35 protein-coding genes are annotated in these 23,088 nt (G+C 64.9%); 26 read left to right on the top strand and 9 right to left on the bottom strand.

Going from position 1 to position 23,088, the window contains the following annotated elements; translation table 11 throughout:
• The 13 genes from tuf to HNE04_RS26980 all read left to right on the top strand — a co-directional run.
• Positions 1-1,056 (top strand): elongation factor Tu (gene tuf, locus HNE04_RS27040; protein ID WP_172223156.1); only part of this gene is annotated, 1,056 nt, incomplete at its 5' end.
• Positions 1,057-1,060: 4 nt separating this feature from the next.
• Positions 1,061-1,375, top strand: coding sequence for a 30S ribosomal protein S10 (gene rpsJ / locus HNE04_RS27035; protein ID WP_027102403.1), 315 nt, complete (start codon positions 1,061-1,063; stop codon positions 1,373-1,375).
• A gap of 172 nt (positions 1,376-1,547) precedes the next feature.
• Complete coding sequence (gene rplC, locus HNE04_RS27030) at positions 1,548-2,240, top strand: 50S ribosomal protein L3 (RefSeq protein ID WP_172226761.1); 693 nt, start codon at positions 1,548-1,550, stop codon at positions 2,238-2,240.
• Positions 2,240-2,860 (top strand): 50S ribosomal protein L4, encoded by a 621-nt coding sequence (rplD, locus tag HNE04_RS27025; RefSeq protein ID WP_172226759.1) that lies wholly within the window; start codon positions 2,240-2,242, stop codon positions 2,858-2,860. Before rplC ends, rplD begins: the two co-directional genes overlap by 1 nt.
• Positions 2,857-3,195 carry a 50S ribosomal protein L23 gene (gene rplW / locus HNE04_RS27020; RefSeq protein WP_172226757.1) on the top strand — a complete coding sequence of 113 codons (339 nt, stop codon included), beginning with the start codon at positions 2,857-2,859 and terminating at the stop codon, positions 3,193-3,195. Before rplD ends, rplW begins: the two co-directional genes overlap by 4 nt.
• A gap of 3 nt (positions 3,196-3,198) precedes the next feature.
• Positions 3,199-4,023 carry a 50S ribosomal protein L2 gene (rplB, locus tag HNE04_RS27015; protein WP_172226755.1) on the top strand — a complete coding sequence of 275 codons (825 nt, stop codon included), beginning with the start codon at positions 3,199-3,201 and terminating at the stop codon, positions 4,021-4,023.
• A 12-nt stretch (positions 4,024-4,035) separates the two neighbouring features.
• Complete coding sequence (rpsS, locus tag HNE04_RS27010) at positions 4,036-4,314, top strand: 30S ribosomal protein S19 (RefSeq protein WP_013899633.1); 279 nt, start codon at positions 4,036-4,038, stop codon at positions 4,312-4,314.
• Positions 4,315-4,323: 9 nt separating this feature from the next.
• The gene (rplV, locus tag HNE04_RS27005) at positions 4,324-4,653 is read left to right on the top strand and encodes a 50S ribosomal protein L22 (RefSeq protein WP_172226753.1); all 330 of its coding nucleotides are present in this window, start codon (positions 4,324-4,326) and stop codon (positions 4,651-4,653) included.
• Positions 4,654-4,669: 16 nt separating this feature from the next.
• Positions 4,670-5,575, top strand: coding sequence for a 30S ribosomal protein S3 (rpsC, locus tag HNE04_RS27000; RefSeq protein ID WP_172226751.1), 906 nt, complete (start codon positions 4,670-4,672; stop codon positions 5,573-5,575).
• A gap of 2 nt (positions 5,576-5,577) precedes the next feature.
• Positions 5,578-5,994: a 50S ribosomal protein L16 gene (rplP, locus tag HNE04_RS26995; protein WP_172226749.1), complete on the top strand. Its 417-nt coding sequence runs from the start codon at positions 5,578-5,580 to the stop codon at positions 5,992-5,994.
• Between the two features lie 17 nt (positions 5,995-6,011).
• On the top strand, positions 6,012-6,230 hold the full coding sequence (gene rpmC, locus HNE04_RS26990) for a 50S ribosomal protein L29 (protein WP_172226747.1): 219 nt from the start codon (positions 6,012-6,014) through the stop codon (positions 6,228-6,230).
• Between the two features lie 11 nt (positions 6,231-6,241).
• Positions 6,242-6,511 carry a 30S ribosomal protein S17 gene (gene rpsQ, locus HNE04_RS26985; RefSeq protein WP_172226745.1) on the top strand — a complete coding sequence of 90 codons (270 nt, stop codon included), beginning with the start codon at positions 6,242-6,244 and terminating at the stop codon, positions 6,509-6,511.
• Positions 6,512-6,580: 69 nt separating this feature from the next.
• Positions 6,581-7,087, top strand: coding sequence for a peroxiredoxin (locus HNE04_RS26980; RefSeq protein WP_172226743.1), 507 nt, complete (start codon positions 6,581-6,583; stop codon positions 7,085-7,087).
• Between the two features lie 10 nt (positions 7,088-7,097).
• Here the strand turns inward: HNE04_RS26980 and HNE04_RS26975 are convergent, their stop codons facing one another.
• Positions 7,098-7,598, bottom strand: coding sequence for a GNAT family N-acetyltransferase (locus HNE04_RS26975; RefSeq protein WP_328700423.1), 501 nt, complete (start codon positions 7,596-7,598; stop codon positions 7,098-7,100).
• Between the two features lie 233 nt (positions 7,599-7,831).
• On the opposite strand from HNE04_RS26975, the gene HNE04_RS26970 reads away from it, so the two are divergent.
• Together HNE04_RS26970 and HNE04_RS26965 are read left to right on the top strand one after the other, a co-directional pair.
• Positions 7,832-8,653, top strand: coding sequence for a hypothetical protein (locus HNE04_RS26970; RefSeq protein WP_172226740.1), 822 nt, complete (start codon positions 7,832-7,834; stop codon positions 8,651-8,653).
• 34 nt (positions 8,654-8,687) lie between these two features.
• Positions 8,688-9,275 (top strand): YceI family protein, encoded by a 588-nt coding sequence (locus tag HNE04_RS26965; protein ID WP_172226737.1) that lies wholly within the window; start codon positions 8,688-8,690, stop codon positions 9,273-9,275.
• 7 nt (positions 9,276-9,282) lie between these two features.
• On the opposite strand, the gene HNE04_RS26960 is transcribed toward HNE04_RS26965, so the two are convergent.
• Positions 9,283-9,780 (bottom strand): TlpA disulfide reductase family protein, encoded by a 498-nt coding sequence (locus HNE04_RS26960; RefSeq protein ID WP_172226734.1) that lies wholly within the window; start codon positions 9,778-9,780, stop codon positions 9,283-9,285.
• A gap of 14 nt (positions 9,781-9,794) precedes the next feature.
• Between HNE04_RS26960 and HNE04_RS26955 the strand changes: the two genes are divergently transcribed.
• The gene (locus HNE04_RS26955) at positions 9,795-10,499 is read left to right on the top strand and encodes a DUF4197 domain-containing protein (protein WP_172226731.1); all 705 of its coding nucleotides are present in this window, start codon (positions 9,795-9,797) and stop codon (positions 10,497-10,499) included.
• A gap of 13 nt (positions 10,500-10,512) precedes the next feature.
• On the opposite strand, the gene HNE04_RS26950 is transcribed toward HNE04_RS26955, so the two are convergent.
• Positions 10,513-11,751, bottom strand: coding sequence for a CaiB/BaiF CoA transferase family protein (locus tag HNE04_RS26950; RefSeq protein ID WP_172226728.1), 1,239 nt, complete (start codon positions 11,749-11,751; stop codon positions 10,513-10,515).
• Between the two features lie 66 nt (positions 11,752-11,817).
• Here HNE04_RS26950 and HNE04_RS26945 point away from each other — a divergent pair, with 66 nt between their 5' ends.
• From HNE04_RS26945 to ptsP, 5 genes are read left to right on the top strand one after another with little or no spacing between them, the layout of a single operon-like run.
• On the top strand, positions 11,818-12,327 hold the full coding sequence (locus HNE04_RS26945; protein WP_172226725.1) for a hypothetical protein: 510 nt from the start codon (positions 11,818-11,820) through the stop codon (positions 12,325-12,327).
• Positions 12,324-13,538 carry an MFS transporter gene (locus HNE04_RS26940; protein ID WP_172226722.1) on the top strand — a complete coding sequence of 405 codons (1,215 nt, stop codon included), beginning with the start codon at positions 12,324-12,326 and terminating at the stop codon, positions 13,536-13,538. The genes HNE04_RS26945 and HNE04_RS26940 overlap by 4 nt, the downstream gene beginning before the upstream one ends.
• Entirely contained in the window at positions 13,535-13,990 is a 456-nt protein-coding gene (locus HNE04_RS26935) for a PTS sugar transporter subunit IIA (protein ID WP_172226719.1), read from the top strand. The genes HNE04_RS26940 and HNE04_RS26935 overlap by 4 nt, the downstream gene beginning before the upstream one ends.
• Complete coding sequence (locus HNE04_RS26930; protein ID WP_172226716.1) at positions 13,959-14,228, top strand: HPr family phosphocarrier protein; 270 nt, start codon at positions 13,959-13,961, stop codon at positions 14,226-14,228. The genes HNE04_RS26935 and HNE04_RS26930 overlap by 32 nt, the downstream gene beginning before the upstream one ends.
• A complete protein-coding gene (ptsP, locus tag HNE04_RS26925; protein WP_172226713.1) occupies positions 14,225-15,991 on the top strand; it encodes a phosphoenolpyruvate--protein phosphotransferase in 1,767 nt (588 codons plus the stop codon). Before HNE04_RS26930 ends, ptsP begins: the two co-directional genes overlap by 4 nt.
• Here ptsP and HNE04_RS26920 read toward each other — a convergent pair whose 3' ends face one another.
• From HNE04_RS26920 to HNE04_RS26895, 6 genes are read right to left on the bottom strand one after another with little or no spacing between them, the layout of a single operon-like run.
• Positions 15,992-16,813, bottom strand: coding sequence for a DMT family transporter (locus tag HNE04_RS26920; RefSeq protein ID WP_172226710.1), 822 nt, complete (start codon positions 16,811-16,813; stop codon positions 15,992-15,994).
• Positions 16,814-17,803 carry a lipoyl synthase gene (gene lipA / locus HNE04_RS26915; RefSeq protein ID WP_172226707.1) on the bottom strand — a complete coding sequence of 330 codons (990 nt, stop codon included), beginning with the start codon at positions 17,801-17,803 and terminating at the stop codon, positions 16,814-16,816.
• Positions 17,804-17,811: 8 nt separating this feature from the next.
• On the bottom strand, positions 17,812-18,495 hold the full coding sequence (gene lipB, locus HNE04_RS26910) for a lipoyl(octanoyl) transferase LipB (protein WP_172226704.1): 684 nt from the start codon (positions 18,493-18,495) through the stop codon (positions 17,812-17,814).
• A 2-nt stretch (positions 18,496-18,497) separates the two neighbouring features.
• Positions 18,498-18,773, bottom strand: coding sequence for a YbeD family protein (locus HNE04_RS26905; RefSeq protein ID WP_172226701.1), 276 nt, complete (start codon positions 18,771-18,773; stop codon positions 18,498-18,500).
• Positions 18,770-19,663 (bottom strand): D-amino acid aminotransferase, encoded by an 894-nt coding sequence (locus HNE04_RS26900; protein WP_235965467.1) that lies wholly within the window; start codon positions 19,661-19,663, stop codon positions 18,770-18,772. Before HNE04_RS26900 ends, HNE04_RS26905 begins: the two co-directional genes overlap by 4 nt.
• A gap of 46 nt (positions 19,664-19,709) precedes the next feature.
• Entirely contained in the window at positions 19,710-20,156 is a 447-nt protein-coding gene (locus HNE04_RS26895) for a CopD family protein (RefSeq protein ID WP_172226698.1), read from the bottom strand.
• Positions 20,157-20,328: 172 nt separating this feature from the next.
• Here HNE04_RS26895 and HNE04_RS26890 point away from each other — a divergent pair, with 172 nt between their 5' ends.
• From HNE04_RS26890 to HNE04_RS26870, 5 genes are all read left to right on the top strand, one after another.
• Entirely contained in the window at positions 20,329-20,820 is a 492-nt protein-coding gene (locus HNE04_RS26890; RefSeq protein WP_172226695.1) for an ATP synthase subunit I, read from the top strand.
• Between the two features lie 6 nt (positions 20,821-20,826).
• Positions 20,827-21,684 carry a F0F1 ATP synthase subunit A gene (gene atpB, locus HNE04_RS26885; protein WP_172226692.1) on the top strand — a complete coding sequence of 286 codons (858 nt, stop codon included), beginning with the start codon at positions 20,827-20,829 and terminating at the stop codon, positions 21,682-21,684.
• Positions 21,685-21,742: 58 nt separating this feature from the next.
• Positions 21,743-22,006, top strand: a complete 264-nt coding sequence (gene atpE, locus HNE04_RS26880; protein ID WP_047501588.1) for a F0F1 ATP synthase subunit C — start codon at positions 21,743-21,745, stop codon at positions 22,004-22,006.
• A 61-nt stretch (positions 22,007-22,067) separates the two neighbouring features.
• Positions 22,068-22,538: a F0F1 ATP synthase subunit B gene (locus HNE04_RS26875; RefSeq protein WP_172226689.1), complete on the top strand. Its 471-nt coding sequence runs from the start codon at positions 22,068-22,070 to the stop codon at positions 22,536-22,538.
• A 12-nt stretch (positions 22,539-22,550) separates the two neighbouring features.
• Positions 22,551-23,081 (top strand): F0F1 ATP synthase subunit delta, encoded by a 531-nt coding sequence (locus HNE04_RS26870; protein ID WP_172226686.1) that lies wholly within the window; start codon positions 22,551-22,553, stop codon positions 23,079-23,081.
• The last annotated feature ends 7 nt before the right edge of the window (positions 23,082-23,088 follow it).

The raw sequence follows: 23,088 nt of genomic DNA, 5'->3' as shown, positions 1-23,088 counted from the left end.
GCGTATGACCAGATCGACGCGGCTCCGGAAGAAAAAGCGCGCGGCATCACCATCAACACCGCGCACGTCGAGTACGAGACCAAGAACCGCCACTACGCGCACGTGGACTGCCCCGGCCACGCCGACTACGTCAAGAACATGATCACCGGCGCCGCCCAGATGGACGGCGCCATCCTGGTGTGCTCGGCCGCTGACGGCCCGATGCCCCAGACCCGCGAGCACATCCTGTTGGCCCGCCAGGTGGGCGTGCCCTACATCCTGGTGTTCCTGAACAAGTGCGACATGGTCGACGACGCCGAACTGCTCGAGCTGGTCGAGATGGAGCTGCGCGAGCTGCTGGACAAGTACGAATTCCCCGGCGACACCACCCCCATCATCCACGGCTCGGCCAAGCTGGCCCTGGAAGGCGACAAGGGCGAGCTGGGCGAGCAGGCCATCATGAAGCTGGCCGAAGCCATGGACAGCTACATCCCCACGCCCGAGCGCGCGGTGGACGGTGCCTTCCTGATGCCCGTCGAAGACGTGTTCTCCATCTCCGGTCGCGGCACGGTCGTGACCGGCCGTATCGAGCGCGGTGTGGTGAAGGTCGGCGAGGAAATCGAGATCGTGGGCATCAAGCCCACCATCAAGACCACCTGCACCGGCGTGGAAATGTTCCGCAAGCTCCTGGACCAGGGCCAGGCCGGCGACAACGTCGGGGTGCTGCTGCGCGGCACCAAGCGCGAAGAAGTCGAGCGCGGCCAGGTGCTGTGCAAGCCCGGCTCGATCAAGCCGCACACCCACTTCACCGCTGAGGTGTATGTGCTGAGCAAGGACGAGGGCGGCCGTCACACCCCGTTCTTCAACAACTACCGTCCCCAGTTCTACTTCCGCACCACGGACGTGACGGGCGCCATCGAGCTGCCCAAGGACAAGGAAATGGTCATGCCCGGCGACAACGTGTCCATCACGGTGAAGCTGATCAACCCCATCGCCATGCAAGAAGGCCTGCGCTTTGCCATCCGCGAAGGCGGCAAGACCGTGGGCTCGGGCGTCGTCGCAAAGATCCTGGAGTAATCGAATGGCCACCCAACAGAAAATCCGCATCCGCCTCAAGGCATTCGATTACAAGCTGATCGACCAGTCCGCCGCCGAGATCGTTGACACCGCCAAGCGCACCGGCGCCATCGTCAAGGGCCCCGTGCCCCTGCCGACGCGCATGAAGCGCTTCGACATCCTGCGCTCGCCGCACGTCAACAAGTCCAGCCGCGACCAGTTCGAAATCCGGACGCACCAGCGCCTGATGGACATCGTCGACCCGACCGACAAGACCGTGGACGCGCTGATGAAGCTCGACCTGCCGGCTGGCGTGGACGTCGAAATCAAGCTGCAGTAAACGCTACAGCAGCCGCTTTAATACGCGCTCTTGCGGGAAACTGCAAGAGCGCGTTATAATTTACGGCTTCGCCCGAATTGCGGGTGAGGATTAGTTTTTTATCAACCTTCTTTCGCAAACCAAACGGGGCAGCCAATTGCAGCGGCCCCGGCGGAAGTAACGGAGCAAAAATATGAGTCTGAGCAACTCCCTAGGGTTGCTGGGCCGCAAGGTGGGCATGATGCGCCTGTTCACCGATGATGGGGACGCAGTTCCTGTCACGGTGGTGGATGTGTCTAACAACCGTGTGACCCAGGTCAAAACCCAAGAGAACGACGGCTACGTGTCCCTGCAGGTCACGTTCGGTTCGCGCAAAGCTTCGCGCGTGACCAAGCCGCAAGCCGGCCACCTTGCCAAGGCAGGTGTGGAAGCCGGTGAAATCATCCAGGAATTCCGCGTCACCGCCGACACCGCAGCCAAGTACGCTGCCGGTGCCACGGTGCCCGCCACCGACGTGTTTGCCGTGGGCCAGAAGGTCGACGTGCAGGGCACCACCATCGGTAAGGGCTACGCCGGCACGATCAAGCGCCACCACATGAGCTCGCAGCGCGCGTCGCACGGTAACAGCCGTTCGCACAACGTTCCCGGCTCCATCGGTATGGCCCAGGATCCCGGCCGCGTGTTCCCCGGCAAGCGCATGACGGGCCATCTCGGCGATGACACCGTCACCACCCAGAATCTCGACGTGTACCGCATCGACGAAGCACGCCAGCTGCTCCTGATCAAGGGCGCCGTGCCCGGCTCCAAGGGCGGTTTCGTGACCGTGCGCCCGGCCGTCAAGGCCAAGGCCGCCGGTGCAGCAGCAACACCGAAGGGAGCGAAGTAATGCAACTCGAACTCCTGAACGAACAAGGCCAGGCGGCGTCCAAGTACGACGCGCCAGAGACCGTGTTCGGCCGTGAATACAACGAAGACCTGGTGCACCAGATCGTCGTCGCCTTCCAGGCCAATGCCCGCCAGGGCACGCGCGCCCAGAAGGACCGCGAGCAGGTCAAGCACTCGACCAAGAAGCCGTTCAAGCAAAAGGGTACGGGCCGCGCCCGTGCCGGTATGACTTCCTCGCCGCTGTGGCGCGGGGGCGGCCGGATTTTCCCGAACAGCCCGGACGAGAACTTCACCCAGAAGATCAACAAGAAGATGTACCGCGCCGGCATGGCGTCCATCTTCTCCCAGCTGGCCCGCGAAGGCCGCCTGGCCGTGGTCGACTCCATGAAGGTGGATTCGCCCAAGACCAAGCAGCTGGCTGCCCGGTTCAAGGCCATGAACCTGGAATCGGTTCTCGTGATCGCTGAAGAAGTGGACGAGAACCTGTACCTCGCCTCGCGCAACCTGGTGAACGTGCTCGTCGTCGAGCCGCGTTACGCCGACCCGCTGTCGCTGGTGCACTATAAGAAGGTGCTGGTCACCAAGGGCGCCATGGACAAGCTCAAGGAGATGTTCGCATGAGCCGCGTCAATCCCACACCCGCATCGCGCAGCAAGTTCGACGAAGGTCGGCTGATGCAGGTCCTGGTCGCCCCCATCGTCTCCGAAAAGGCGACGCACGTGGCCGACAAGACCAATGCCGTCACCTTCAAGGTGCTGCAAGACGCCACCAAGCCCGAAATCAAGGCCGCGGTTGAACTGATGTTCAAGGTCGAGGTCAAGGGCGTCTCGGTGGTCAACACCAAAGGCAAGACCAAGCGCTTCGGCCGCTCGGTGGGCCGCCGCGACAACATTCGCAAGGCCTACGTGACGCTCAAGCCCGGTCAAGAGCTGAACCTCGCAGGGGAGGCCGCGTAAATCATGGCAGTCATCAAGATGAAACCGACTTCACCAGGCCATCGCGGCATGGTGAAGATCTCGCGTGACCACCTGCACAAGGGTGAGGGTTACGCCCCGCTGCTGGAACCCCAGTTCCAGAAGTCGGGCCGCAACAACAACGGTCACATCACCACCCGCCACAAGGGCGGTGGCCACAAGCACCACTACCGCGTTGTCGACTTCGTTCGCAACAAGGACGGCATCCCGGCCAAGGTGGAGCGCATCGAGTACGACCCGAACCGCACGGCTCACATCGCACTGGTGTGCTATGCCGACGGCGAGCGCCGCTACATCATCGCTCCGCGCGGCCTGGAAGTCGGCGCATCGCTGCTGTCCGGCTCCGAGGCCCCGATCCGTGCCGGCAACACCCTGCCGGTGCGCAACATCCCGGTCGGCTCGACGATCCATTGCATCGAACTGAAGCCGGGCAAGGGCGCGCAGATCGCCCGTTCGGCCGGTACCTCCGCGACGCTGCTGGCGCGCGAAGGCACCTACGCCCAGGTCCGCATGCGCTCCGGTGAGGTTCGCAAGATCCACATCGAGTGCCGCGCCACCATCGGCGAAGTCGCCAACGAAGAGCACAGCCTGCGCCAGTTGGGCAAGGCCGGCGTGAAGCGCCACATGGGTATTCGCCCGACCGTTCGCGGTGTGGTGATGAACCCGGTCGACCACCCGCACGGCGGTGGCGAGGGCAAGACCGGCGAAGGCCGTCACCCCGTCGATCCGTGGGGCAACCTGACCAAGGGTTACCGTACCCGCAACAACAAGCGCACCCAGGTCATGGTCGTGTCGCGTCGCAAGAAGTAAGGGGTTGACGATATGACTCGCTCACTCAAAAAAGGTCCTTTCGTTGACCACCACCTGGTGGCCAAGGCCGATAAGGCCGTGACGACCAAGGACAAAAAACCGATCAAGACCTGGTCGCGCCGCTCCATGATCCTGCCCGAGTTCATCGGGCTGACGATCGCCGTTCACAACGGCAAGCAGCACGTGCCGGTCTACATCACCGACCAGATGGTGGGCCACAAGCTGGGCGAATTCGCCCTGACGCGCACCTTCAAGGGTCACCCGGCGGACAAAAAAGTCCAGAAGAAGTAAGGAAAGACCATGGAAACACGTGCAGTCCTCAGGGGCGTCCGTCTGTCGGTCGACAAAGGCCGCCTGGTCGCCGATCTGATTCGCGGCAAGAAGGTGGATCAGGCGCTCAACGTTCTGGAGTTCACCCAGAAGAAGGCCGCCGGAATCATCAAGAAGGTGCTGGAGTCCGCCATCGCGAACGCCGAGCACAACGATGGCGCCGATATCGACGAGCTGAAGGTCAAGACCATCTACGTCGAGCAGGGCGCTTCGCTCAAGCGTTTCACCGCGCGCGCCAAAGGCCGCGGCAATCGCATCGTCAAGCCCACGTGCCACGTGTACTTGACCGTCGGCAACTAACAGGCTCAGGACCACTATGGGACAAAAAATCCATCCTACCGGCTTCCGCCTGTCGGTCAGCCGCAACTGGGCCAGCCGCTGGTACGCGAGCAACCGTGACTTCGCCGGCATGCTGGGCGAAGACATCAAGGTGCGCGAGTACCTCAAGGCCAAGCTCAAGAACGCCGCGGTTTCCCGCGTGCTGATCGAGCGTCCCGCCAAGAGCGCCCGCATCACCATCTTCTCGGCTCGTCCGGGCGTGGTGATCGGCAAGAAGGGCGAAGACATCGAAGCGCTCAAGAAAGAGCTCGGCAAGCGCCTGGGCGTGCCGGTGGCAGTGAACATCGAAGAAGTGCGCAAGCCCGAAATCGATGCCCAGCTGATCGCCGACTCGATCACCCAGCAGCTGGAAAAGCGCATCATGTTCCGCCGCGCGATGAAGCGCGCCATGCAGAACGCGATGCGCCTGGGCGCCCAGGGCATCAAGATCATGTCCGCCGGCCGCCTGAACGGCATCGAAATCGCGCGTACCGAGTGGTACCGCGAAGGCCGCGTGCCGCTCCATACGCTGCGCGCCGATATCGACTACGGTTTCTCCGAAGCCAAGACCACCTACGGCGTCATCGGCGTCAAGGTCTGGGTCTACAAGGGCGACACGCTCGGCCGCAATGATTTGCCGGCCGTCGTCGAGCCCCGCGCCGAGGAAGAACGCCGCCCGCGTGGCCCCCGCCGCGACGCACGCCCGGGTGATCGCCCGGCCGGCGACCGCCGTGGTCCCGCCACCCGCCGCCCCGCAGCTGGCGCGGGCAATGTCGCACCGGCTGACGGCAGCGACAAGCCCGCAGAAGCAACGACAGGTGCCGATGCACCGAAAGCTACCGTTAAGCGCGTCCGCAAGGCAGCGCCGGCAGGCACCCCGCCCGCTGACGGTAAAGGAGAGTAAACATGCTGCAACCCGCTCGTCGCAAATACCGCAAAGAGCAGAAGGGCCGTAACACCGGCATCGCTACCCGGGGCAACTCGGTGGCGTTTGGTGACTTCGGCCTGAAGTGCACGGACCGCGGCCGCCTGACGGCCCGCCAGATCGAAGCCGCGCGCCGCGCGATTTCCCGCCACGTGAAGCGCGGCGGCCGCATCTGGATCCGTGTGTTCCCCGACAAGCCGATCTCCCACAAGCCCGCTGAAGTGCGGATGGGTAACGGCAAGGGCAACCCCGAGTACTACGTGGCCGAAATCCAGCCGGGCAAGGTCGTGTTCGAGATCGTCGGCGTGACCGAAGAGCTCGCTCGCGAAGCGTTCCGCCTGGCAGCCGCCAAGCTGCCGCTGCGCACCACGTTCGTCAGCCGCATGATCGGCGCGTAATTCAGGAGTGATGAAATATGAAAACTACTGATCTGCGCCAAAAAGACGTTGCCGGCCTCAAAACCGAAGTCAAAGAGCTGCAAAAGGCCCACTTCGGCCTGCGCATGCAGAAGGCCACGCAACAGCTCACCAACACCGGCACGCTGCGCGTCACGCGCCGCGATATTGCTCGGGCCAAGACCATCCTGGCCCAGAAGCAAGCCGAAGAGCGGGCCAAGACGCCCGCCGCCAAGTAAGGAAAGCGACCATGACGGAAGCCAAAACATCCCTCAAGCGCACCTTGGTTGGCAAGGTTGTCAGCGACAAGCGCGCCAAGACCGTGACGGTCCTGGTCGAGCGCCGTGTGAAGCACGAGCTCTATGGCAAGATCGTTGCCAAATCGAGCAAGTACCACGCCCATGACGAAAAGGGCGAGTTCCACACCGGCGACGTGATCGAGATCACCGAGAGCCGCCCCATCTCCAAGACCAAGAACTGGGTTGCCACCCGCCTGGTCGAGAAGGCCGCCGAAGTCTGATCCAGACCGCCCTGCAGGTGTAATCAAAACGGCCCACAATGTGGGTCGTTTTTGTTTTTGGAGACCCATATGATCAAAGTCGGCGACTCGCTTCCCAACGCCACCCTGCAGGAATTTTCCGAAGTCGAGGGCAACGGCTGCAGCATCGGCCCGAACCCGGTCAAGGTGGCCGAGGCCGTTGCGGGCAAGACCATTGCGCTGTTCGCCCTGCCGGGCGCGTTCACGCCGACCTGCTCGGCCAAGCATGTGCCCGGCTTCGTTGAAAAGGCCGATGAATTCAAGAAGGCCGGCGTGGACGAGATCTGGTGCGTGAGCGTGAACGACGCGTTCGTGATGGGGGCCTGGGCGCGCGACCAGAAGACCGGCGACAAGATCCGCATGCTGGGCGACGGCAGCGCCGAGTTCACCAAGGCGGTTGGCCTCACCCTGGACCGCACGGCCGCGGGCATGGGCATCCGCAGCACCCGCTATTCCATGCTGGTCAAGGACGGCAAGGTGGCGGCACTGAACGTCGAGGCGCCCGGCAAGTTCGAGGTCAGCGACGCAGCGACCCTGCTCGCCCAGGCCAAAGGGTAAAAACCCAAGGTCACTTCAGCGCAGCTTTGAGGTAGTGCGCGCCCGGGATCGGGTTGTGATAGTAGGGCGGTATCTCGTGGAAGCCCAGGTCCTGGTACAGGGCGCGGGCGGCTTCCATGTCGTCCAGCGTGTCCAGCAGCACGCAGGAATAGCCCCCTTGCCGCGCCGCGTCGAGCGCGGCTTCCGCCAGCTGCCGGCCCAGGCCCATCGTGCGAAATCCGTTTCGCACATAGAGGCGCTTCATTTCGCAGGCGTTGGGGTAATCGGCCGCTTCCAATGGACGGATGGCGCAGCACCCTGCCAATTCGTCGTTCACCTTGGCTGCCAGCAGGGCGCCATGGGGCGGGGCGTATTCGCCCGGCAACTCCGCCAGTTCCTGGTCGAACTGCTGGAAACACAGGTCTACGCCCAGGGCCTGCGCGTACTCGCGAAACAGGCCGCGCACGGCATCGATCTCTTCAGGGGTGGCGGGCGATATCAGCCCGACCGACGGTATCTGTTGCGTTTCCACGCGTGGTGTGGCGAATGACGGCCTTGCAGTTTAGCGTCTTGCCGCTGTAACTGCTCGCGACCAAGGTCAGCCGCCCAGGCTTACCAGCCAGGCAACTGCTGCCGAGCACAAGCCCAGCGAGGACGCCTGCCACGATAGTTTTACCAGCCAGTAACCGGGAACTTTTCACGGTTGAGCTGTTCTGACCGGCCAGCTTCCCGCGGGGAAGCGGAACAAAAAGAAGAGTCAGGTCAATGGAAGAACTGCTTGCCAATCCCGCCGTGCAGGCCGGGGTGGCGCCTTTCCTGTCGGCGCTCGCCGCCGCGGCAGTACTGCGGCGCACCCGCCTGCTGGGCATCGCCGTCGCGCTCGCCTTTGCACTGGTCATCGCCCTCACGGTGGGCTTCGCGTTCGATCCGCTCACCGCCGCGCGCAAACTGGTGCTGATCGGCCTGGGCACCGCGATCCTGGTGCTGGCGCTCGAAATGCCAGGCACGAGTCCCAAGCCGGCTCTCCGGGCGGCCCTTTGTGCCGCCGCTGCGTCCGCCGCCGTATGGATGGTATGGCGGGTGCTGCTGCAGCAAGAGCCGGCCCAGGCAACGCTCTATGGCCTGGCCGCCGGCGCCTACATCGCGGCGCTGCTCGAATCCTGCCTGCGCGCCACCGACGACGGCATGCGGACCTCCGGGATCTCCTTGATGCTCGGGCTGGCCGCGGGGGCGCTGGCGCTGCTTGGCGCATCCGCATTGCTGGCGCAAATCGGCATTGCGGTCGCGGCGGGCGCGGGCGCCGTGGTCCTGGTCCAGGTCATCGGCGGCCAGCGCGGACCGGCGGGATGGACGCTGGTGCTGCCCGCCGCCGTGATCAGCGGGCTGGCCGGCCTGTTGGCGGTCTTCACCGGCTCGCTGCCCTGGTACTGCCTCTTGCCGACGCTGGGCATTCCCTGGGCAGCCAGGCTGGTGCGCCAGGAGCGCCATCCGCCGTGGCTGGCCGCATTGCTCACGGCGCTGGCCGGCCTCGTCCCCATGTCGGTCGCGGTGGGCCTCGCCTGGTCCGCCGCGCGAATGTCCACATGAGTGGCACCTCTTTCTTCAACCAACCGGAGTAACCATGTCTCGCCTTTTGTCAGTCCTGCTGGTCGCCAGCTTCCCCCTCGCGGCGCTGGCTGCACCCCAGACCTATGCCATCGATTCGCTGCACTCGTTCCCGAATTTCTCGATCAACCATCTGGGGATGACGACGATCCATGGCCGGTTCGACAAGATGACCGGCAAGGTCACGCTGGATCCGGCTGCCAAGGCCGGCAGCCTGGAAGCCAGGATCGCCACCGCCACGATCTCCACCGGCGACGGCAAGCGCGCAGACGGCACGCGGTCGCGCGACGATCACCTGCGGGCGGCCGACTTCTTCAATAGCGCCGAGTTTCCCGACATGGTCTACAAGTCGACGCGCTTCAACTTCAATGGCGACAACCTCGAGAGCATCGACGGAACACTGACGCTGCTGGGCGTCACCAAGCCGGTCAAGCTCAATGTCACCTCGTTCAAGTGCGGCCCGCACCCGTTCAACAAGAAGGCCATGTGCGGAGCCTACGTCGAAGGTTCGATCAAGCGATCCGATTTCGGCATGAAGTTCGGCTTGCCGGCCATCGCCGACGAGGTCAAGCTGGCCATCGGCGTCGAGGCCTATCCGGAATAAGCCGGCCTCAGGTTTCGGCGAGCAGCTTCTCGATCAGCTGGTGCAGCTGGCCGAAATCCGGCTCGCCGACGTAGCGCTTGACGATCTCGCCGCGCTTGTTCACCACGAAAGTGGTGGGGGTGAGCTGCACGTCACCCCAGGCTTTGGCCACCGCGCCGGTGTTGTCGATCGCCACCTTGAACGGCAGCTTGCGCGTCTGCGCGTAGTTCACCACGTAGCTGGGCGGGTCGTAGCTCATGGCGACGGCCAGCGTGTCGTAGCCCTTGGACTGGTACTTGTCGTAGGTGGCGATGATCTTGGGCATTTCGGCCACGCAGGTGGTGCAGCTGGTCGCCCAGAAATTCACCAGCGTCACGCGGCCTTTGAGGTCCGCCGTGGTCTTGCTCGAGCCGTCCAGGAGCACGAAAGTCGATGGCGGGGCGGCGTCACCGCCCGTACCCAGGTACAGGGCGGCACCGATTGCCAGCACAGCCGCTGCTGCGGCACCATAGAGCACTTTTTTCATCTCAGGACATTTCCATGAATCGCCGCCAGTTTAGTTCCGCCGCGACTTCCGCGCTGGGCCTCGCCACAATGGCCGCATGGCGCCAAGCCAATGCGCTGAGCCTGGGTGACCTGACCAACACGGAGGCCTCGCAAGGGCTGAAAGCTGCGCTCGAGCGGGGCGCGCTGGCGGCCGTTGGCCTGCTCGGCAAACCTGGTGGATTCCTGGACAACCCGAAAGTTCGAATTCCCTTGCCGGGTTTTTTGGCGGATGCGAGCAAGTTCCTGCGCGCCATGGGCCGCGGCCAGCAAGTGGACGAGCTGGAGGTGGCGATGAACCGCGCTGCGGAGGCGGCCGTTCCGCTGGCCCGCGACCTGCTGGTCAACGCCGTGAAGTCCATGAGCGTGAGCGACGCCAAGCAGATCCTGACGGGCGGCGAGACCTCGGTCACCGACTTCTTTGCCGAAAAAACCCGCACGCCGCTCTCGGCACGATTCCTGCCGGTGGTGACCCGCGCGACGGAAAAGGTCGGGCTGGCGGAAAAGTACAACCGCCTGGCCGGCAAGGCGGCCGGCATGGGCCTGGTCAAGAAAGACGACGCGGCTGTCGAGCCCTACGTCACGCGCAAGTCACTGGATGGCCTTTACGCCATGATCGGCGAAGAGGAAAAGAAGATCCGGCAAGACCCGGCAGGCAGCGGCAGTGCGATCGTGCGCAAGGTATTCGGCTCCCTGAAATAACCGCCGGGTTACTTCAGATCACCTTGCTGCTTCGCAGATCGAAGAGCATCTCGTCGGAGCAGTCCAGCAGCTCGCGCAGCACCTCCTCCGTGTGCTGTCCCAGCAACGGCGGCGGCAAATCGGTTCGAACCGGCGTCGCGCTCAGCTTCATCGGGCTGGACACCAGGTGCAGATCCGGCTGCAGTGGGTGCTGCCACGTGGTGACCATGCCGCGCTGTTTCACCTGGGGGTCGTCGAACACCTCCGCCAGGTTGTTGATCGCGCCGCAGGGGACCTTGGCGGCCTCCAGCGCGGCCAGCCAGTCGGCCTTGCTGCGGCCCTTCATGATCTGCTCCAGCACCGGAACGAGCTGCGCGCGATTGCGCACGCGGTCCTGGTTCTTGGCGAAGCGCGGATCGGCTGCCAGGTCGGGGCGGCCCGCCACCTCGCAGAACTTGGCGTACTGGCCGTCGTTGCCCACGGCCAGGATCAGGTAATCCTTCGCTCCATCGGGGGAGGCAGCGACCTCGAACACCTGGTAGGGCACGATGTTCTGGTGGGCGTTGCCGGCGCGGCCCGGCACCTTGCCGCTGACGAGGTAGTTGGCGCCAAGGTTCGCCAGCATCGCCACCTGCGTATCGAGCAAGGCCATGTCGACTTGCTGGCCCTCTCCGGTCCGCTCGGCATGGCGCAGCGCCGCGACAATCGCGACGGCGGAGTACATGCCGGTGAACAGATCCGCCACCGCAACGCCGACCTTTTGCGGCCCGCCGCCCAAGTCGTCGCGCTCGCCGGTCACGCTCATCAGCCCGCCCATGCCCTGTATCGCGTAGTCGTAGCCGGCCCGCTCGCGGTAGGGGCCGGTCTGGCCGAAGCCGGTCACGCTGCAATAGACCAGCCGAGGGTTCAGCGATTTCAGCGACGGGTAGTCCAGCCCGTAGCGCGCCATGTCGCCGACCTTGAAGTTCTCGACGAAGACGTCGCAGCGCTTCACCAGTTCGCGGATCAGCGCCTGGCCCGCCGGCTTGGAAATATCGCAGGTCACCGATCGCTTGTTGCGGTTGGTGCCCAGGTAGTAGGCGGCTTCCGCGGTGTCTTGCCCGGCGTCGTCCTGAAGGAAGGGCGGGCCCCAGCCGCGCGTGTCGTCGCCGCTGCCCGGACGCTCGATCTTGATCACGTCGGCGCCCAGGTCGGCCAGGGTTTGGGTGCACCAGGGCCCGGCCAGCACCCGGGAGAGATCGAGAACGCGTATGCCAGCGAGTGAAGTCGTCATGGAACCGGATTGTCGGCTCAATCGGCCAACCCAGCCGCAAACTCCATAATCCGGGAGATGCTTCGAATGTTTGCCGCAGTCCTCATCACGGGATGGACGCTCGCCGCCTGCAGCCCGACTTTCAATTGGCGCGAGGTGCGGGCGGAACCCACGGCCCTCAAAGCCATGCTGCCCTGCAAGCCCGACAAGGGCGCTCGCAGCGTTCCCATGGCCGGCCGCGAGGTGAGCCTGCAGGTGATCGGCTGCGACACCGGCGGCGCAACTTTTGCCGTGATGTTTGCCGACCTCGGCGATGCCAGCCGCTTGGGCGAGGTGCTGGCCCAATGGAAAGCCGCCAGCTTGTCGAACATGCGCGGCACCAGCGCGCTGGAGACTCCGTTCCGGCCGCCCGGCGCGCTGGCACTGCCGCAGTCGCTCCAGGTCGTGGCCAGCGGCCAGCGCCCGGATGGCACCCAGGTGCAGAGCCAGGCCGCGTACTTCGCCCAAGGCAGCCATGTGTTCCAGGCTGTCATCTACACCGGCCAGCTCAAGCCCGAGGTGGCCGAGCCGTTCTTCTCCGGGCTGAAGTTCCAATGAGCTTGCTTTCCCGCCGCACTGCCGTTGCGGTGTTCCTGGCATTTGCATTCGCCTACTTCTTCTCGGCGCTGGTGCGCGCGATCACGGCCACGCTCTCTCCCACCCTGACCCGCGAATTCGCGCTCAACGCGCAGGAACTGGGCTTGCTCGCGGGCGGCTATTTTCTCGGCTTCGCGGCGACCCAGCTTCCGCTGGGGACCTGGCTGGACCGCTACGGACCCAAGAAGGTGATCCTCGGGTTCTTGGGCGTCGCCGTAGCCGGCTGCGTGGCGTTCTCGCTGGCCACCAGTTTCTCCGCCCTGCTGGCGGCCCGCGTGCTCTGCGGTGTGGGAGTCAGCGCCTGCCTGATGGCCCCGCTCACCGGGTTCCGGCGTTGGCTAGATCCAACGGCCCAGTTGCGGGCCAACTCCTGGATGCTGATGACCGGGTCGTTTGGCATGGTCGCCTCCACCTTGCCCGTGCAATTGCTGATGCCGGTGGTGGGGTGGCGGCCGCTGTTCTGGGCCCTGGCGGTCTGCATCGGCGTGGCCATGGCCGTCATCGCCTGGAAGGTGCCGCCCTGGACCACCGCCTCGGCCGAGCCGGGCAGGCGGCCGGGCAGCTATCGCGAGGTCTGGACCCATCCGTATTTCCGCCGGCTGACGCCCATCGGGTTTTTCAGCTACGGCGGCATGGTTGCCATCCAGACCCTGTGGGCGGGGCCGTGGATGGTCCGCGTGGCCGGCTACGAGCCGCTGCAGGCCGCCACGGGGCTGTTCGTCATCAATGTATCCATGCTCTGCACCTTCTGGAGCTGGGGCATGCTCAACCCCTGGCTGGCCCGCAAGGGCATCACCACGGATCGGCTGATCGCCCGCGGCCTGCCCCTGAGCCTGATCGTGCTTGCTACAATTATCATAGCGGGTCCGGCTGCTGGGGCGGGTGCCTGGGCGCTTTTCTGCATCACGTCCACGTTCGTCTCGCTGGCCCAGCCGGCGGTGGGCATGGCGTTTCCGCCGGCCCTCGCGGGCCGAGCCCTGTCGGCCTATAACCTGGTGATATTCGGCGGGGTGTTCGTGTTGCAGTGGGGCATCGGCCTGCTCATCGACGGGTTTCAGGCTGCAGGGCTGGGCGAAGTGGCATCTTTTCGGGCGGCGATGAGCGTGTTCCTGGCTTGCAGCGTTATTTCGTACGGCTACTTCCTGCTGGCAAAGGATAATTCTCGTCAATGAACGCGATCCTCATCATTGCCCATGCTCCGCTCGCGCACGCGCTGCGGCAATGCGCGCTGCACGTCTTCCCCGACTGCGGCGCCCATGTGGCGGCGATCGACGTCCAGCCCAACATGCCGCCCGAAGAAACGCTGGCCACGGCGCGGATCGCCATCGACCAGCTCACGCGCTCCGGCCCCGTCAAGGGCGTCTTGGTGCTAACCGACATCTTCGGCGCTACGCCGAGCAACGTCGCACAGAAGCTGGTGGACGGCGAGAAGTCGCGCCTGATCACCGGCGTGAACCTGCCCATGCTGCTGCGCAGCGTGAGCTATCGCAACGAACCGCTGGAGGCCCTGGTGTCGCGGGCCGTCATCGGTGGTACCCAGGGCGTGATGCAGGTGGCAGTCACGGCACCGCAGAACCAGCCCCGAAGAAAACATGACCAGGACAACTACGACGATCAACAATAAGCTGGGGCTGCACGCCCGGGCATCGGCCAAGCTGACCAAGCTGGCCGGCAGTTACCCCTGCGATGTGTGGATGAGCCGGGGAGACCGGCGCGTCAACGCCAAGAGCATCATGGGCGTGATGATGCTGGCGGCGGGCATCGGCAGCGAAGTCGTCATAGAAACCGTGGGCGATCGCGAGCAGGAAGCCATGGACGCCTTGCTGGCGTTGATCGCCGACAAGTTCGGAGAGGGCGAATGACCTTTTCGGTCCACGGCCTGGCTGTCGCCCGCGGCATCGCCATCGGGCGCGCCGTGTTGATGGCGTCCAGCCGTGTGGACGTGGCGCACTATTTCATCGAACCGGAGCGGATCGAGGCCGAGATCGAGCGCGTGCGCCTGGGCCGCAATGCGGTGGTCGACGAGCTGCACCGCCTGCAGACCACCATTTCACTGATGGGCCCCAAGGAAGCGCCGCACGAGCTGAGCGCGCTGCTGGATGTCCACCTGATGCTGTTGCAGGACGAGGAGCTGATCACCGGCGTGAAGCACTGGATCACCGATCGGCTCTACAACGCCGAGTGGGCGCTGACGACCCAGCTGGAAGTGTTGTCGCGCCAGTTCGACGACATGGAAGACGATTACCTGCGCGGGCGCAAGGCCGACCTGGAGCAGGTGGCCGAGCGCATCCTGCGCTATATGAAGGGCGTGGGGTCGCCCACCGCGCCGCCGACCAGCGGCAAGCGCAAGACCCAGCAGGACCTGCTGCTCGACGACAGCATGGATGTGCCGCTGGTGATGATCGCCCACGACCTGTCCCCGGCCGACATGCTGCAGTTCAAGCAGAGCGTGTTCGCCGGCTTCGTCACCGACGTGGGCGGCCGCAACTCGCACACCGCGATCGTCGCGCGCAGCATGGACATCCCGGCCGTGGTGGGCGCGCGTAGCGCCAGCCACCTGGTGCGCCAGGATGACTGGATCGTCATCGACGGCGATGCCGGCGTGATGATCGTCGATCCTTCTCCCATCATCCTGGCCGAATACGGTTTCAAGCAGCGCCAGGGCGAGCTGGAACGCGGCCGGCTTTCGCGCCTGCGCCACACGCCCGCCGTGACGATGGACGGCCAGAAGGTGGAACTGCTGGCCAACATCGAGCTGCCCGAGGACGCGCCCGCCGCGGTGAAGGCGGGCGCCGTGGGCGTGGGCCTTTTCCGCAGCGAGTTCCTGTTCATGGGCCGGCGCGGCCACCTGCCCGACGAGGAAGAGCAGTACCACGCCTACCGCCGCGCGGTGGAGGGCATGGAAGGCCTGCCGGTCACGATCCGCACCATCGACGTCGGCGCCGACAAACCGCTGGATGACTCGGTGCGCGACGAAGCCCACCTCAATCCCGCCCTGGGCCTGCGCGCCATCCGCTGGAGCCTGGCCGACCCCGCCATGTTCCTTACGCAGCTGCGCGCCATCCTGCGCGCGGCCGCGCACGGCCAGGTCAACATGCTGATCCCGATGCTGGCGCATGCGAGCGAGATACGCCAGACGTTGTCGCTGGTCGATTTCGCCCGCGCCGAGCTGGACAACCGCGGCGTCGCCTACGGGCCGATCAAGCTCGGTGCCATGATCGAGATCCCGGCGGCGGCGCTCACCTTGAAGATCTTCCTCAAGTACTTCGACTTCCTGTCGATCGGCACCAACGACCTGATCCAGTACACCCTGGCGATCGATCGCGCGGACGAGTCGGTGGCACATCTCTACGATCCGCTGCACCCCGCCGTGCTGCGCCTCGTGGCGGAAACGATCGCCGAATGCAACGCGCAGGGCAAAGGCGTCAGCGTCTGCGGCGAGATGGCCGGCGACACCAGCTTGACCCGTCTGCTGCTGGGCCTGGGCCTGCGAAGTTTCTCCATGCACCCGGCGCAGATCCTCGCGGTGAAGCAGGAGGTGTTGCGCGCCGACACGGCCCGCCTGGTCCCCTGGGCAAAACAGGTCCTGGACGCCGAAGATCCGGCGACCGTGCTGGCCGGCTAGTTAGGCGCGTGTCCCCACGACAGCCGCGCCGATGATCAGCGCCGCCGCCGCCGCGATGCTCCAGGTGAGCGGCCGGCCGCTCACCAGCATGAGGAGCAGCGTCGAGGCCAGCGGAGTGATGTAGCTCAGGATGCCGATGTGGCGCGGGTCGCCCAGCTTGACGGCCTTGTCCCACAGGAAGAAGGCCGCGCCCAGAGGGCCCAGGCCCATGATGGCGACCAGAACCCAGTCTCGCGTGTGCAGGGTCACCGAAGGCTCGAGCGCCCAGTGGCATAGCAGTGACAACAGGCCGGAGACGAGACCGAACAAGCCGATGGCGGCCGTGGGAAAGCTGGTCACTCGCCGGGTCAGCAGCGAGTAGCTGGCCCAGATAAAGGCCGAACCCAGCGCGGGCAGGTAGCCCCACGACCAGCTGCCGCCTGCGCTCCCGCCCGAGCCCAGGATGGCGATGGCTGCGCCCGCGAAGCCGGCGACAGCCGCCACCGTATGGACTGGCCGCAGCCGTATGCCGGGCAAAAGCAGCGGCGCCAGAACCACGATCAGCAGCGGCCACAGGTAGTTGACCAGGTTGGCCTCCACGGGCGGCGCGTGGCGCAGCGCGATGAACAGCAGGAAATGGAAGCCGAACAGGCCGTAGATGCCCAGCGCCAGGGTCGAGCCCGGCACCTTCCATTGGCGAATCAGCGGCCAGGCAGGCACGCTGCCGATTACGAGTGCCAGGCCGGTGAGGAGGAAGGGCGGCAGGTGCACCAGCGAGACGCCGAGCGAAGCCAGCGTAGCCCACAGGCCGATCGCGCCGAGGGCGTAGAGATTCGCGTGCACTCAGGTGTTGGCAACACCGGCGGCGTGCGCCTGTTCGTCGGCGTGGTAGCTGGAGCGGACCATCGCGCCCACGGCGGCGTGAGAGAAACCCATCTCCTTGGCCTTGGCCTCGAACATCTTGAAGGTGTCGGGGTGCACATAGCGCCGCACCGGCAGATGCGACATCGACGGTGCCAGGTATTGGCCAATGGTCAGCATGTCGATGTCGTGCTCGCGCATGTCGCGCATCACCTGCAGGATTTCCTCGTCGGTCTCGCCCAGGCCGACCATGATCCCGCTCTTGGTCGGAACGTCGGGATGCAGCGCCTTGAACTTCTTCAGCAGGTTCAGGCTGAAGGCGTAGTCGGAACCCGGGCGCGCTTCCTTGTACAGGCGCGGGATGGTTTCCAGGTTGTGGTTCATTACGTCGGGCGGCGCGGCCTTCAGGATTTCCAGTGCGCGGTCGTCGCGGCCGCGGAAGTCGGGCACCAGCACTTCGATGGTCGTGCCGGGCGATAGCTCGCGGGTCTTGCGGATGCATTCGACGAAGTGGCCGGCGCCGCCGTCGCGCAGGTCGTCGCGGTCCACCGAGGTGATGACCACGTATTTGAGCTTGAGCCGGGCGATGGTCTTGGCCAGGTTCTCCGGCTCGTTCACGTCCAGCGGGTCGGGCCGGCCATGGCCGACATCGCAGAAGGGGCAGCGGCGCGTGCACTTGTCGCCCATGATCATGAAGGTGGCCGTGCCCTTGCCGAAGCATTCGCCGATGTTGGGGCAGGAGGCCTCTTCGCAGACCGTGTGCAAGTTGCTCTCGCGCAGGATCTGCTTGATCTCGTAGAAGCGCGTGGTGGGCGAGCCGGCTCGGACGCGGATCCAGTCGGGCTTCTTCAGCACCTCGGCCTGCTCGACCTTGACGGGAATGCGCGACAGCTTGGCCGCCGCCTTCTGCTTGGCGCCGGCCTGGTAGTTTTCGACGGACTGCGCCTCGCGCACGACTTCATTGGAGCTCATGGGATCCTTCAGGGCGAGAGGTGGGCACTGAGCTTCTGGCCCAGCACCTCGGCCGCCTCGTTCCAGGTGACTGATACCCCGATTGTAGAAAGGTCCACGGTTTTCAGCCCGGCGTAGCCGCAAGGATTAATACGTAGAAAGGGCTCTAAATCCATGTCCACGTTCAGCGCCACGCCGTGGTAAGTGCAGTGGCGGCTCACTTTGATGCCGAGGGCGGCGATCTTGCCCAGGCCGGTAAAAGCTTCGCTCCCTTCCCCTTCGGGGGAGTGCGGGGGTGGGGGCAGGCGGTCATGCGAGAAGGGGTCGTCCAGCCGCACGTAGATCCCCGGCGCGCCGGCCACGCGATGCCCGGTCACCCCGAAATGCGCGAGCGTGCGGATCACCGCCTCCTCGATGCGGTAGACGTATTCCTTGATGAAGTAGCCTGCGCGCCGCAGGTCCACCAGCGGGTAGGCCACCACCTGGCCGGGGCCGTGGTAGGTGACCTGGCCGCCGCGATTCGTGGCAATCACCGGGATGTCACCGGGCTCGAGCACGTGATCGGGCCGGCCCGCAAGGCCCTGCGTGAAAACCGGAGGGTGCTCGCACAGCCAGATTTCGTCCGGCGTCGTCGCGTCACGTGCCGCAGTGAACGCCTGCATGGCCTCGTACGTGGGCAGGTAGGCCACCCGTCCGCGGACCGCGGCGTGCATCGCTACAGGACCACCTTCACCATGGGGTGGGTGGACAGCGTGCGGTACAGCTCGTCGAGGTGTTCGCGGCTGACCACGGTGACGGTGATCGTGATGCCAAGGTAGTTGCCCGCCTTGCTGTCGCGCAGCTCGATGCTGGCGGCATCGAAGGCCGGGTCGAACTGGCGGGCAATCTGGGTCACGGCATGCACGAAGCCGTCCACGTTGGCCCCCATCACCTTGATGGGAAAGAGCGACGGGTATTCGATGAGTGAGTCTTTGGAGCTGGGAATGGTCATGGCGAAGGGGCGTTCTTGGCGCGCTGATAGCCGGCGTACAGCTTCTCGTAGATGGGGCCGGGTTTGCCGCTTCCAATAGGCCGCTCGTCCAGGCGGGTGACCGGCAGCACCTCCTTGGTGGCGTTGGAAAGCAGCAGTTCGTCGGCTGAAAAAACCTCTTCCTGCGCGACCCGGCGCAGCTCGAAGGGGATGCCCGCCTCCGTGCACAACTCCTCGAGCAGGCCATAGCGGATGCCTTCCAGCACCAGGTTGTCCTTGGGCGCGCCGATCACGCGGCCGCCCTTGACGACCCACACGTTGGCCGCCGCGCCTTCGCTCAGGAAGCCGTCGCGGAACATCACCGTTTCGGCCGCGCCCACATCCGCGCTCATCTGCCGCGCCAGCACCGAGCCGGCCAGGCTCACGCTCTTGATGTGCGCCTTTTTCCAACGGAAATCCTCTGCGCTCACGCACTTCACGCCGCCCGCCCGATCGGCCGGCGAGGGCGGGCTGATACGGTTGCTGGTCACAAACACAGTGGGCGTGATGCCCGGCGGCATGATGTGGTCGCGCATCGCCACGCCGCGGGTGACCTGGATGTACACCAGCTGGTCGGTCTGGCCGGCGCTCTGGCCCAGCGACTCGGCATAGGCGGCGATCAGCTGGTCCGCCAGCGCGCGCCACTCGCCATGGCTCATCGGGTTGGCGATGCGCAGTTCGGCCAGGCTGCGGTCCAGGCGAGCCATATGCTGGGCAAAGCGGAAGGGCCGCCCGGCGTACACGGGCACCACCTCATAGACGCCGTCGCCGAAGATGAAGCCGCGATCCATCACGCTCACCTTGGCATCGCGCAGGGTACTGAATTCGCCGTTGAGATAGCAGGGAAGCTCGGGAAGCAAGTCGAAAGTCATGGGGCCAATTGTGCTTTCTTGCGCGCAGTCCGTCTTGCCTCGGGCTTCAACGCCAGAGCATCACGGCAGCGATGGCCAGCCAGCCCAGTCCCAGGTTGACCTTGGCCAGCAGCGTGACCTGGCCCGCGCATTTGCCGCCCGCGGGCCAATCGCCAGCCGCTACGGCTCGCTTGAGCCGGCGGTAGGGCGAAAAAAAGATGTGCCCGAAGACCAGCATCATCACCACGCCGAGCGCCGCCATCACGTGCCACCCGGGCGGCGTCGTCCCGGCCGGCACGCCCAGCAGCATCACCACGCCGGTAGAGAGCAGTACTGCGATGCTGATGCCCACCACCACGAAGAAGCGCGAAAGCACCGCCGCGATGAGTTGCAAGCGCGCCGGCGGCTGCAATTGATCGGCCAGCGGTTGGCGCAAGGCCAGCACCATGAAGGCCATGCCGCCCATCCAGAAGATGGCGGCGGCCACGTGGAAAAACAGGATGAGGTTGTGCATGAGTAGTGCTTGCGCCTGAGTTGGGTTGCGCATTGTGCTGCCCGGCGCAAAACACCTTGAATGTTGCATCAAAGCCCATCGTCACGGTCGGGTACGCGGAACCGCACGGGTTTCTACTTATAATCAGTGGCTTTGTGAAAATTACCGGCACTTGAACGGGGCTGATTCAAAAATGAAAAGAGTTGCCCCCTTGCCTGAGACGACTGAGGACGAGCCTCCATTCACGCCGCTGACCGCCGAAGAGGCGCGCCGGCTGCGCGAGAAGCATCCCCTGGTTTCCCCCTGGTGGGTGGTGGCGGGGCAGGCTGTGATGGGGCTCGTGGTGGCATTGGCCGCATGGGGCCTCACCGGGAAGCAGAACGTTGGGTGGTCCGCCGGATATGGCGCGCTGGCCGTGGTGATCCCCGCGGCCATTTTTGCGCGAGGACTCACCGGGCGCTTTGCCTCCTTGAACGCCGGCACCGCGGCGGTTGGGTTCATGTTGTGGGAAATGGTCAAGATCGCTTCGTCGATCGCCCTCATCGGGGCGGCGCCGAAGCTGGTGGCAGACCTGAGCTGGCCGGCATTGCTGGTGGGCCTGGTGCTGACGATGAAGGTGTACTGGCTGGCGTTGGCGTATTCCCCTTCGGATACGGCGCCTCGCAAACGAAAAACTTTGAGCTGAAGAAACATGGCTGCTGAACACGGACCCACCGCTGGTGAATACATCATTCACCACCTGACGCACTTGCAGAACCAAAAGGCCAAGAACGTCGTCGATTTCTCCGTCTTCAATTTCGATTCGCTGTTCTGGGCCATCGGCATGGGTGTCGTGGGCTGCTGGCTGCTGTGGCTGGCGGCGCGCAAGGCTACCTGGGGTGTGCCGGGCCGCTTCCAGGCCGCGGTGGAAATCCTGGTCGAGATGGTGGACTCGCAGGCCAAGGGCATCGTGCACAACGCCCAGAGCCGCAAGTTCATCGCGCCGCTGGCGCTCACGGTATTCGTCTGGATCTTCCTGATGAATGCCATGGACTTGTTCCCGGTGGACCTGTTCCCGTTCCTCTGGGAGAAGATCTATGGGGCCGCCGGCCATGATCCGCACCACGCCTACATGCGCGTCGTGCCGACCGCCGATCTTTCCATGACCATGGGCCTGTCGCTGTCGGTGCTGCTGATCTGCCTGTTCTACAACATCAAGATCAAGGGCCTGGGCGGCTGGGTCCACGAGCTGTTCACCGCCCCCTTCGGCGCCCACCCGCTGCTGTGGCCGTTCAACTTCGGCATGCAGATCATCGAATTCGTGGCCAAGACCGTTTCGCACGGCATGCGACTGTTCGGCAACATGTACGCCGGCGAACTGATCTTCTTGCTGATCGCCCTGTTGGGCGGCGCCTGGACGCTGTCGCTCGGCGGCGTCGGCCTGGCCGCCCTGCACATCGTTGCCGGTACCTTCTGGGCCATCTTCCACATCCTGATCATCACGCTGCAAGCCTTCGTGTTCATGATGCTGGCGCTGGTGTACCTGGGCCAGGCCCACGACGCCCACTAAAACGGCAGTTTCTCTTTCCCTTTTCTTTTCACGTCAACCAAGTCCTCTAGGAGCAATCATGGAAGTTATCAGCTTTGTCGCACTGGCCGCCGGCCTCATCATCGGCCTCGGCGCTATCGGTGCCTGCATCGGTATCGGCATCATGGGCAGCAAGTACCTCGAGTCCGCCGCCCGCCAGCCCGAGCTGATGAACGAGCTGCAAACCAAGATGTTCCTGCTGGCCGGCCTGATCGACGCCGCCTTCATTATCGGCACCGGTATTGCGCTGTGGTTCGCCACCGCCAACCCGTTCCTGGCCCAGATCGCCAACCTGCCGAAGTAATCGATCGTCCGAAATACGTCATGCCCCGCAGCGCTTTGCGCCTGGGGCGAAGGATGAAAAAGTGAGCATCACCGGTACCCTGATCATTCAGATGATCGTGTTCCTGATCCTGGTCGGGTTCACGATGAAGTTCGTGTGGCCGCCGATCGCCACGGCTCTGGACGAGCGCGCCAAGAAGATCGCCGAAGGTCTGGCGGCAGCCGACAAGGCCAAGGCCGACCTCGCCGCCGCCGACCGTCGCGTGGAGCAAGAGCTGGCCAAGACGCGCAACGAAACGGCTGGCTTGCTGGCCGACGCCGAGCGCCGCGCCCAGGCCATCGTCGAAGAAGCCAAGACGCGTGCGACCGAAGAAGGCAGCAAGATCATTGCAGCCGCCCGCGCCGAAGCCGAGCAGCAGACCGTCAAGGCCCGCGAAGCCCTGCGCGAGCAGGTCGCCGCGCTGGCAGTGAAGGGCGCCGAGCAGATCCTGCGCAAGGAAGTCAATGCCGGCGTTCACGCCGAGCTGCTCAACCGCCTGAAGACCGAGCTGTAAAAAAGGTAAGCCATGGCCGAACTCGCCACCATCGCCCGTCCCTACGCCGAAGCCCTGTTCAAGTCCGCCAAGAGCGACCTGAACGGCACGGCCCAGTGGCTCGAAGCCCTGGCCGCGGTCGCCGGCAATTCGCAGCTGCTGCAATTCGCCGACAACCCCAAGGTCACGCACCAGCAGGTGTTCGACGTGGTGTCGGACGTTGCCAAGGTGCAGCTGCCGCCCGCCGCGACCAACTTCCTGCGTGCGGTGATCGAGAACGGCCGCCTGCCGGCGCTGCCTGAGATTGCCGCCCAGTTCCGCGCGCTCAAGAACGCGCAGAGCGGCTCTTCGGACGCAGTGGTGTACAGCGCCTTCCCGATCGCCGCGTCCTCGCTGGGCGACGTGGCAGGTGTGCTGGAAAAGCGGTTCGGGCGCAAGCTCAACCTCACGGTGCAGGAAGACCCCTCCCTCATCGGCGGTATTCGCGTGGTGGTCGGCGACGAGGTGCTCGACACTTCGGTGAAGGCCCGCCTGGAACAAATGAAAGTCGCGCTGACGGCCTAAACGCCGT

Source organism: Caenimonas soli (genome assembly GCF_013155545.1).
Classification (GTDB): Bacteria; Pseudomonadota; Gammaproteobacteria; order Burkholderiales; family Burkholderiaceae_C; genus Ramlibacter; species Ramlibacter soli.
The sequence above is the reverse complement of the archived record's forward strand: the minus strand, read 5'-3'. Positions and strand labels throughout refer to the sequence as shown.

Bases quoted from the DNA above. Each gene is read 5' to 3' on its own strand.
- HNE04_RS26945 (WP_172226725.1), top strand. From the start codon at position 11,818: ATGTTTGCCGCAGTCCTCATCACGGGATGGACGCTCGCCGCCTGCAGC.
- HNE04_RS26970 (WP_172226740.1), top strand. From the start codon at position 7,832: ATGGAAGAACTGCTTGCCAATCCCGCCGTGCAGGCCGGGGTGGCGCCT.
- HNE04_RS26950 (WP_172226728.1), bottom strand. From the start codon at position 11,751: ATGACGACTTCACTCGCTGGCATACGCGTTCTCGATCTCTCCCGGGTG.
- rpsC (WP_172226751.1), top strand. From the start codon at position 4,670: ATGGGACAAAAAATCCATCCTACCGGCTTCCGCCTGTCGGTCAGCCGC.
- rpsJ (WP_027102403.1), top strand. From the start codon at position 1,061: ATGGCCACCCAACAGAAAATCCGCATCCGCCTCAAGGCATTCGATTAC.
- rplB (WP_172226755.1), top strand. From the start codon at position 3,199: ATGGCAGTCATCAAGATGAAACCGACTTCACCAGGCCATCGCGGCATG.
- atpB (WP_172226692.1), top strand. From the start codon at position 20,827: ATGGCTGCTGAACACGGACCCACCGCTGGTGAATACATCATTCACCAC.
- HNE04_RS26930 (WP_172226716.1), top strand. From the start codon at position 13,959: ATGACCAGGACAACTACGACGATCAACAATAAGCTGGGGCTGCACGCC.
- rpsQ (WP_172226745.1), top strand. From the start codon at position 6,242: ATGACGGAAGCCAAAACATCCCTCAAGCGCACCTTGGTTGGCAAGGTT.
- HNE04_RS26935 (WP_172226719.1), top strand. From the start codon at position 13,535: ATGAACGCGATCCTCATCATTGCCCATGCTCCGCTCGCGCACGCGCTG.
- HNE04_RS26955 (WP_172226731.1), top strand. From the start codon at position 9,795: ATGAATCGCCGCCAGTTTAGTTCCGCCGCGACTTCCGCGCTGGGCCTC.
- HNE04_RS26960 (WP_172226734.1), bottom strand. From the start codon at position 9,780: ATGAAAAAAGTGCTCTATGGTGCCGCAGCAGCGGCTGTGCTGGCAATC.
- rpmC (WP_172226747.1), top strand. From the start codon at position 6,012: ATGAAAACTACTGATCTGCGCCAAAAAGACGTTGCCGGCCTCAAAACC.
- HNE04_RS26905 (WP_172226701.1), bottom strand. From the start codon at position 18,773: ATGACCATTCCCAGCTCCAAAGACTCACTCATCGAATACCCGTCGCTC.
- rplP (WP_172226749.1), top strand. From the start codon at position 5,578: ATGCTGCAACCCGCTCGTCGCAAATACCGCAAAGAGCAGAAGGGCCGT.
- rpsS (WP_013899633.1), top strand. From the start codon at position 4,036: ATGACTCGCTCACTCAAAAAAGGTCCTTTCGTTGACCACCACCTGGTG.
- HNE04_RS26900 (WP_235965467.1), bottom strand. From the start codon at position 19,663: ATGACTTTCGACTTGCTTCCCGAGCTTCCCTGCTATCTCAACGGCGAA.
- HNE04_RS26940 (WP_172226722.1), top strand. From the start codon at position 12,324: ATGAGCTTGCTTTCCCGCCGCACTGCCGTTGCGGTGTTCCTGGCATTT.
- lipA (WP_172226707.1), bottom strand. From the start codon at position 17,803: ATGAGCTCCAATGAAGTCGTGCGCGAGGCGCAGTCCGTCGAAAACTAC.
- HNE04_RS26870 (WP_172226686.1), top strand. From the start codon at position 22,551: ATGGCCGAACTCGCCACCATCGCCCGTCCCTACGCCGAAGCCCTGTTC.
- HNE04_RS26895 (WP_172226698.1), bottom strand. From the start codon at position 20,156: ATGCACAACCTCATCCTGTTTTTCCACGTGGCCGCCGCCATCTTCTGG.
- HNE04_RS26890 (WP_172226695.1), top strand. From the start codon at position 20,329: ATGAAAAGAGTTGCCCCCTTGCCTGAGACGACTGAGGACGAGCCTCCA.
- rplW (WP_172226757.1), top strand. From the start codon at position 2,857: ATGAGCCGCGTCAATCCCACACCCGCATCGCGCAGCAAGTTCGACGAA.
- HNE04_RS26980 (WP_172226743.1), top strand. From the start codon at position 6,581: ATGATCAAAGTCGGCGACTCGCTTCCCAACGCCACCCTGCAGGAATTT.
- ptsP (WP_172226713.1), top strand. From the start codon at position 14,225: ATGACCTTTTCGGTCCACGGCCTGGCTGTCGCCCGCGGCATCGCCATC.
- lipB (WP_172226704.1), bottom strand. From the start codon at position 18,495: ATGCACGCCGCGGTCCGCGGACGGGTGGCCTACCTGCCCACGTACGAG.
- rplC (WP_172226761.1), top strand. From the start codon at position 1,548: ATGAGTCTGAGCAACTCCCTAGGGTTGCTGGGCCGCAAGGTGGGCATG.
- atpE (WP_047501588.1), top strand. From the start codon at position 21,743: ATGGAAGTTATCAGCTTTGTCGCACTGGCCGCCGGCCTCATCATCGGC.
- HNE04_RS26965 (WP_172226737.1), top strand. From the start codon at position 8,688: ATGTCTCGCCTTTTGTCAGTCCTGCTGGTCGCCAGCTTCCCCCTCGCG.
- rplV (WP_172226753.1), top strand. From the start codon at position 4,324: ATGGAAACACGTGCAGTCCTCAGGGGCGTCCGTCTGTCGGTCGACAAA.
- rplD (WP_172226759.1), top strand. From the start codon at position 2,240: ATGCAACTCGAACTCCTGAACGAACAAGGCCAGGCGGCGTCCAAGTAC.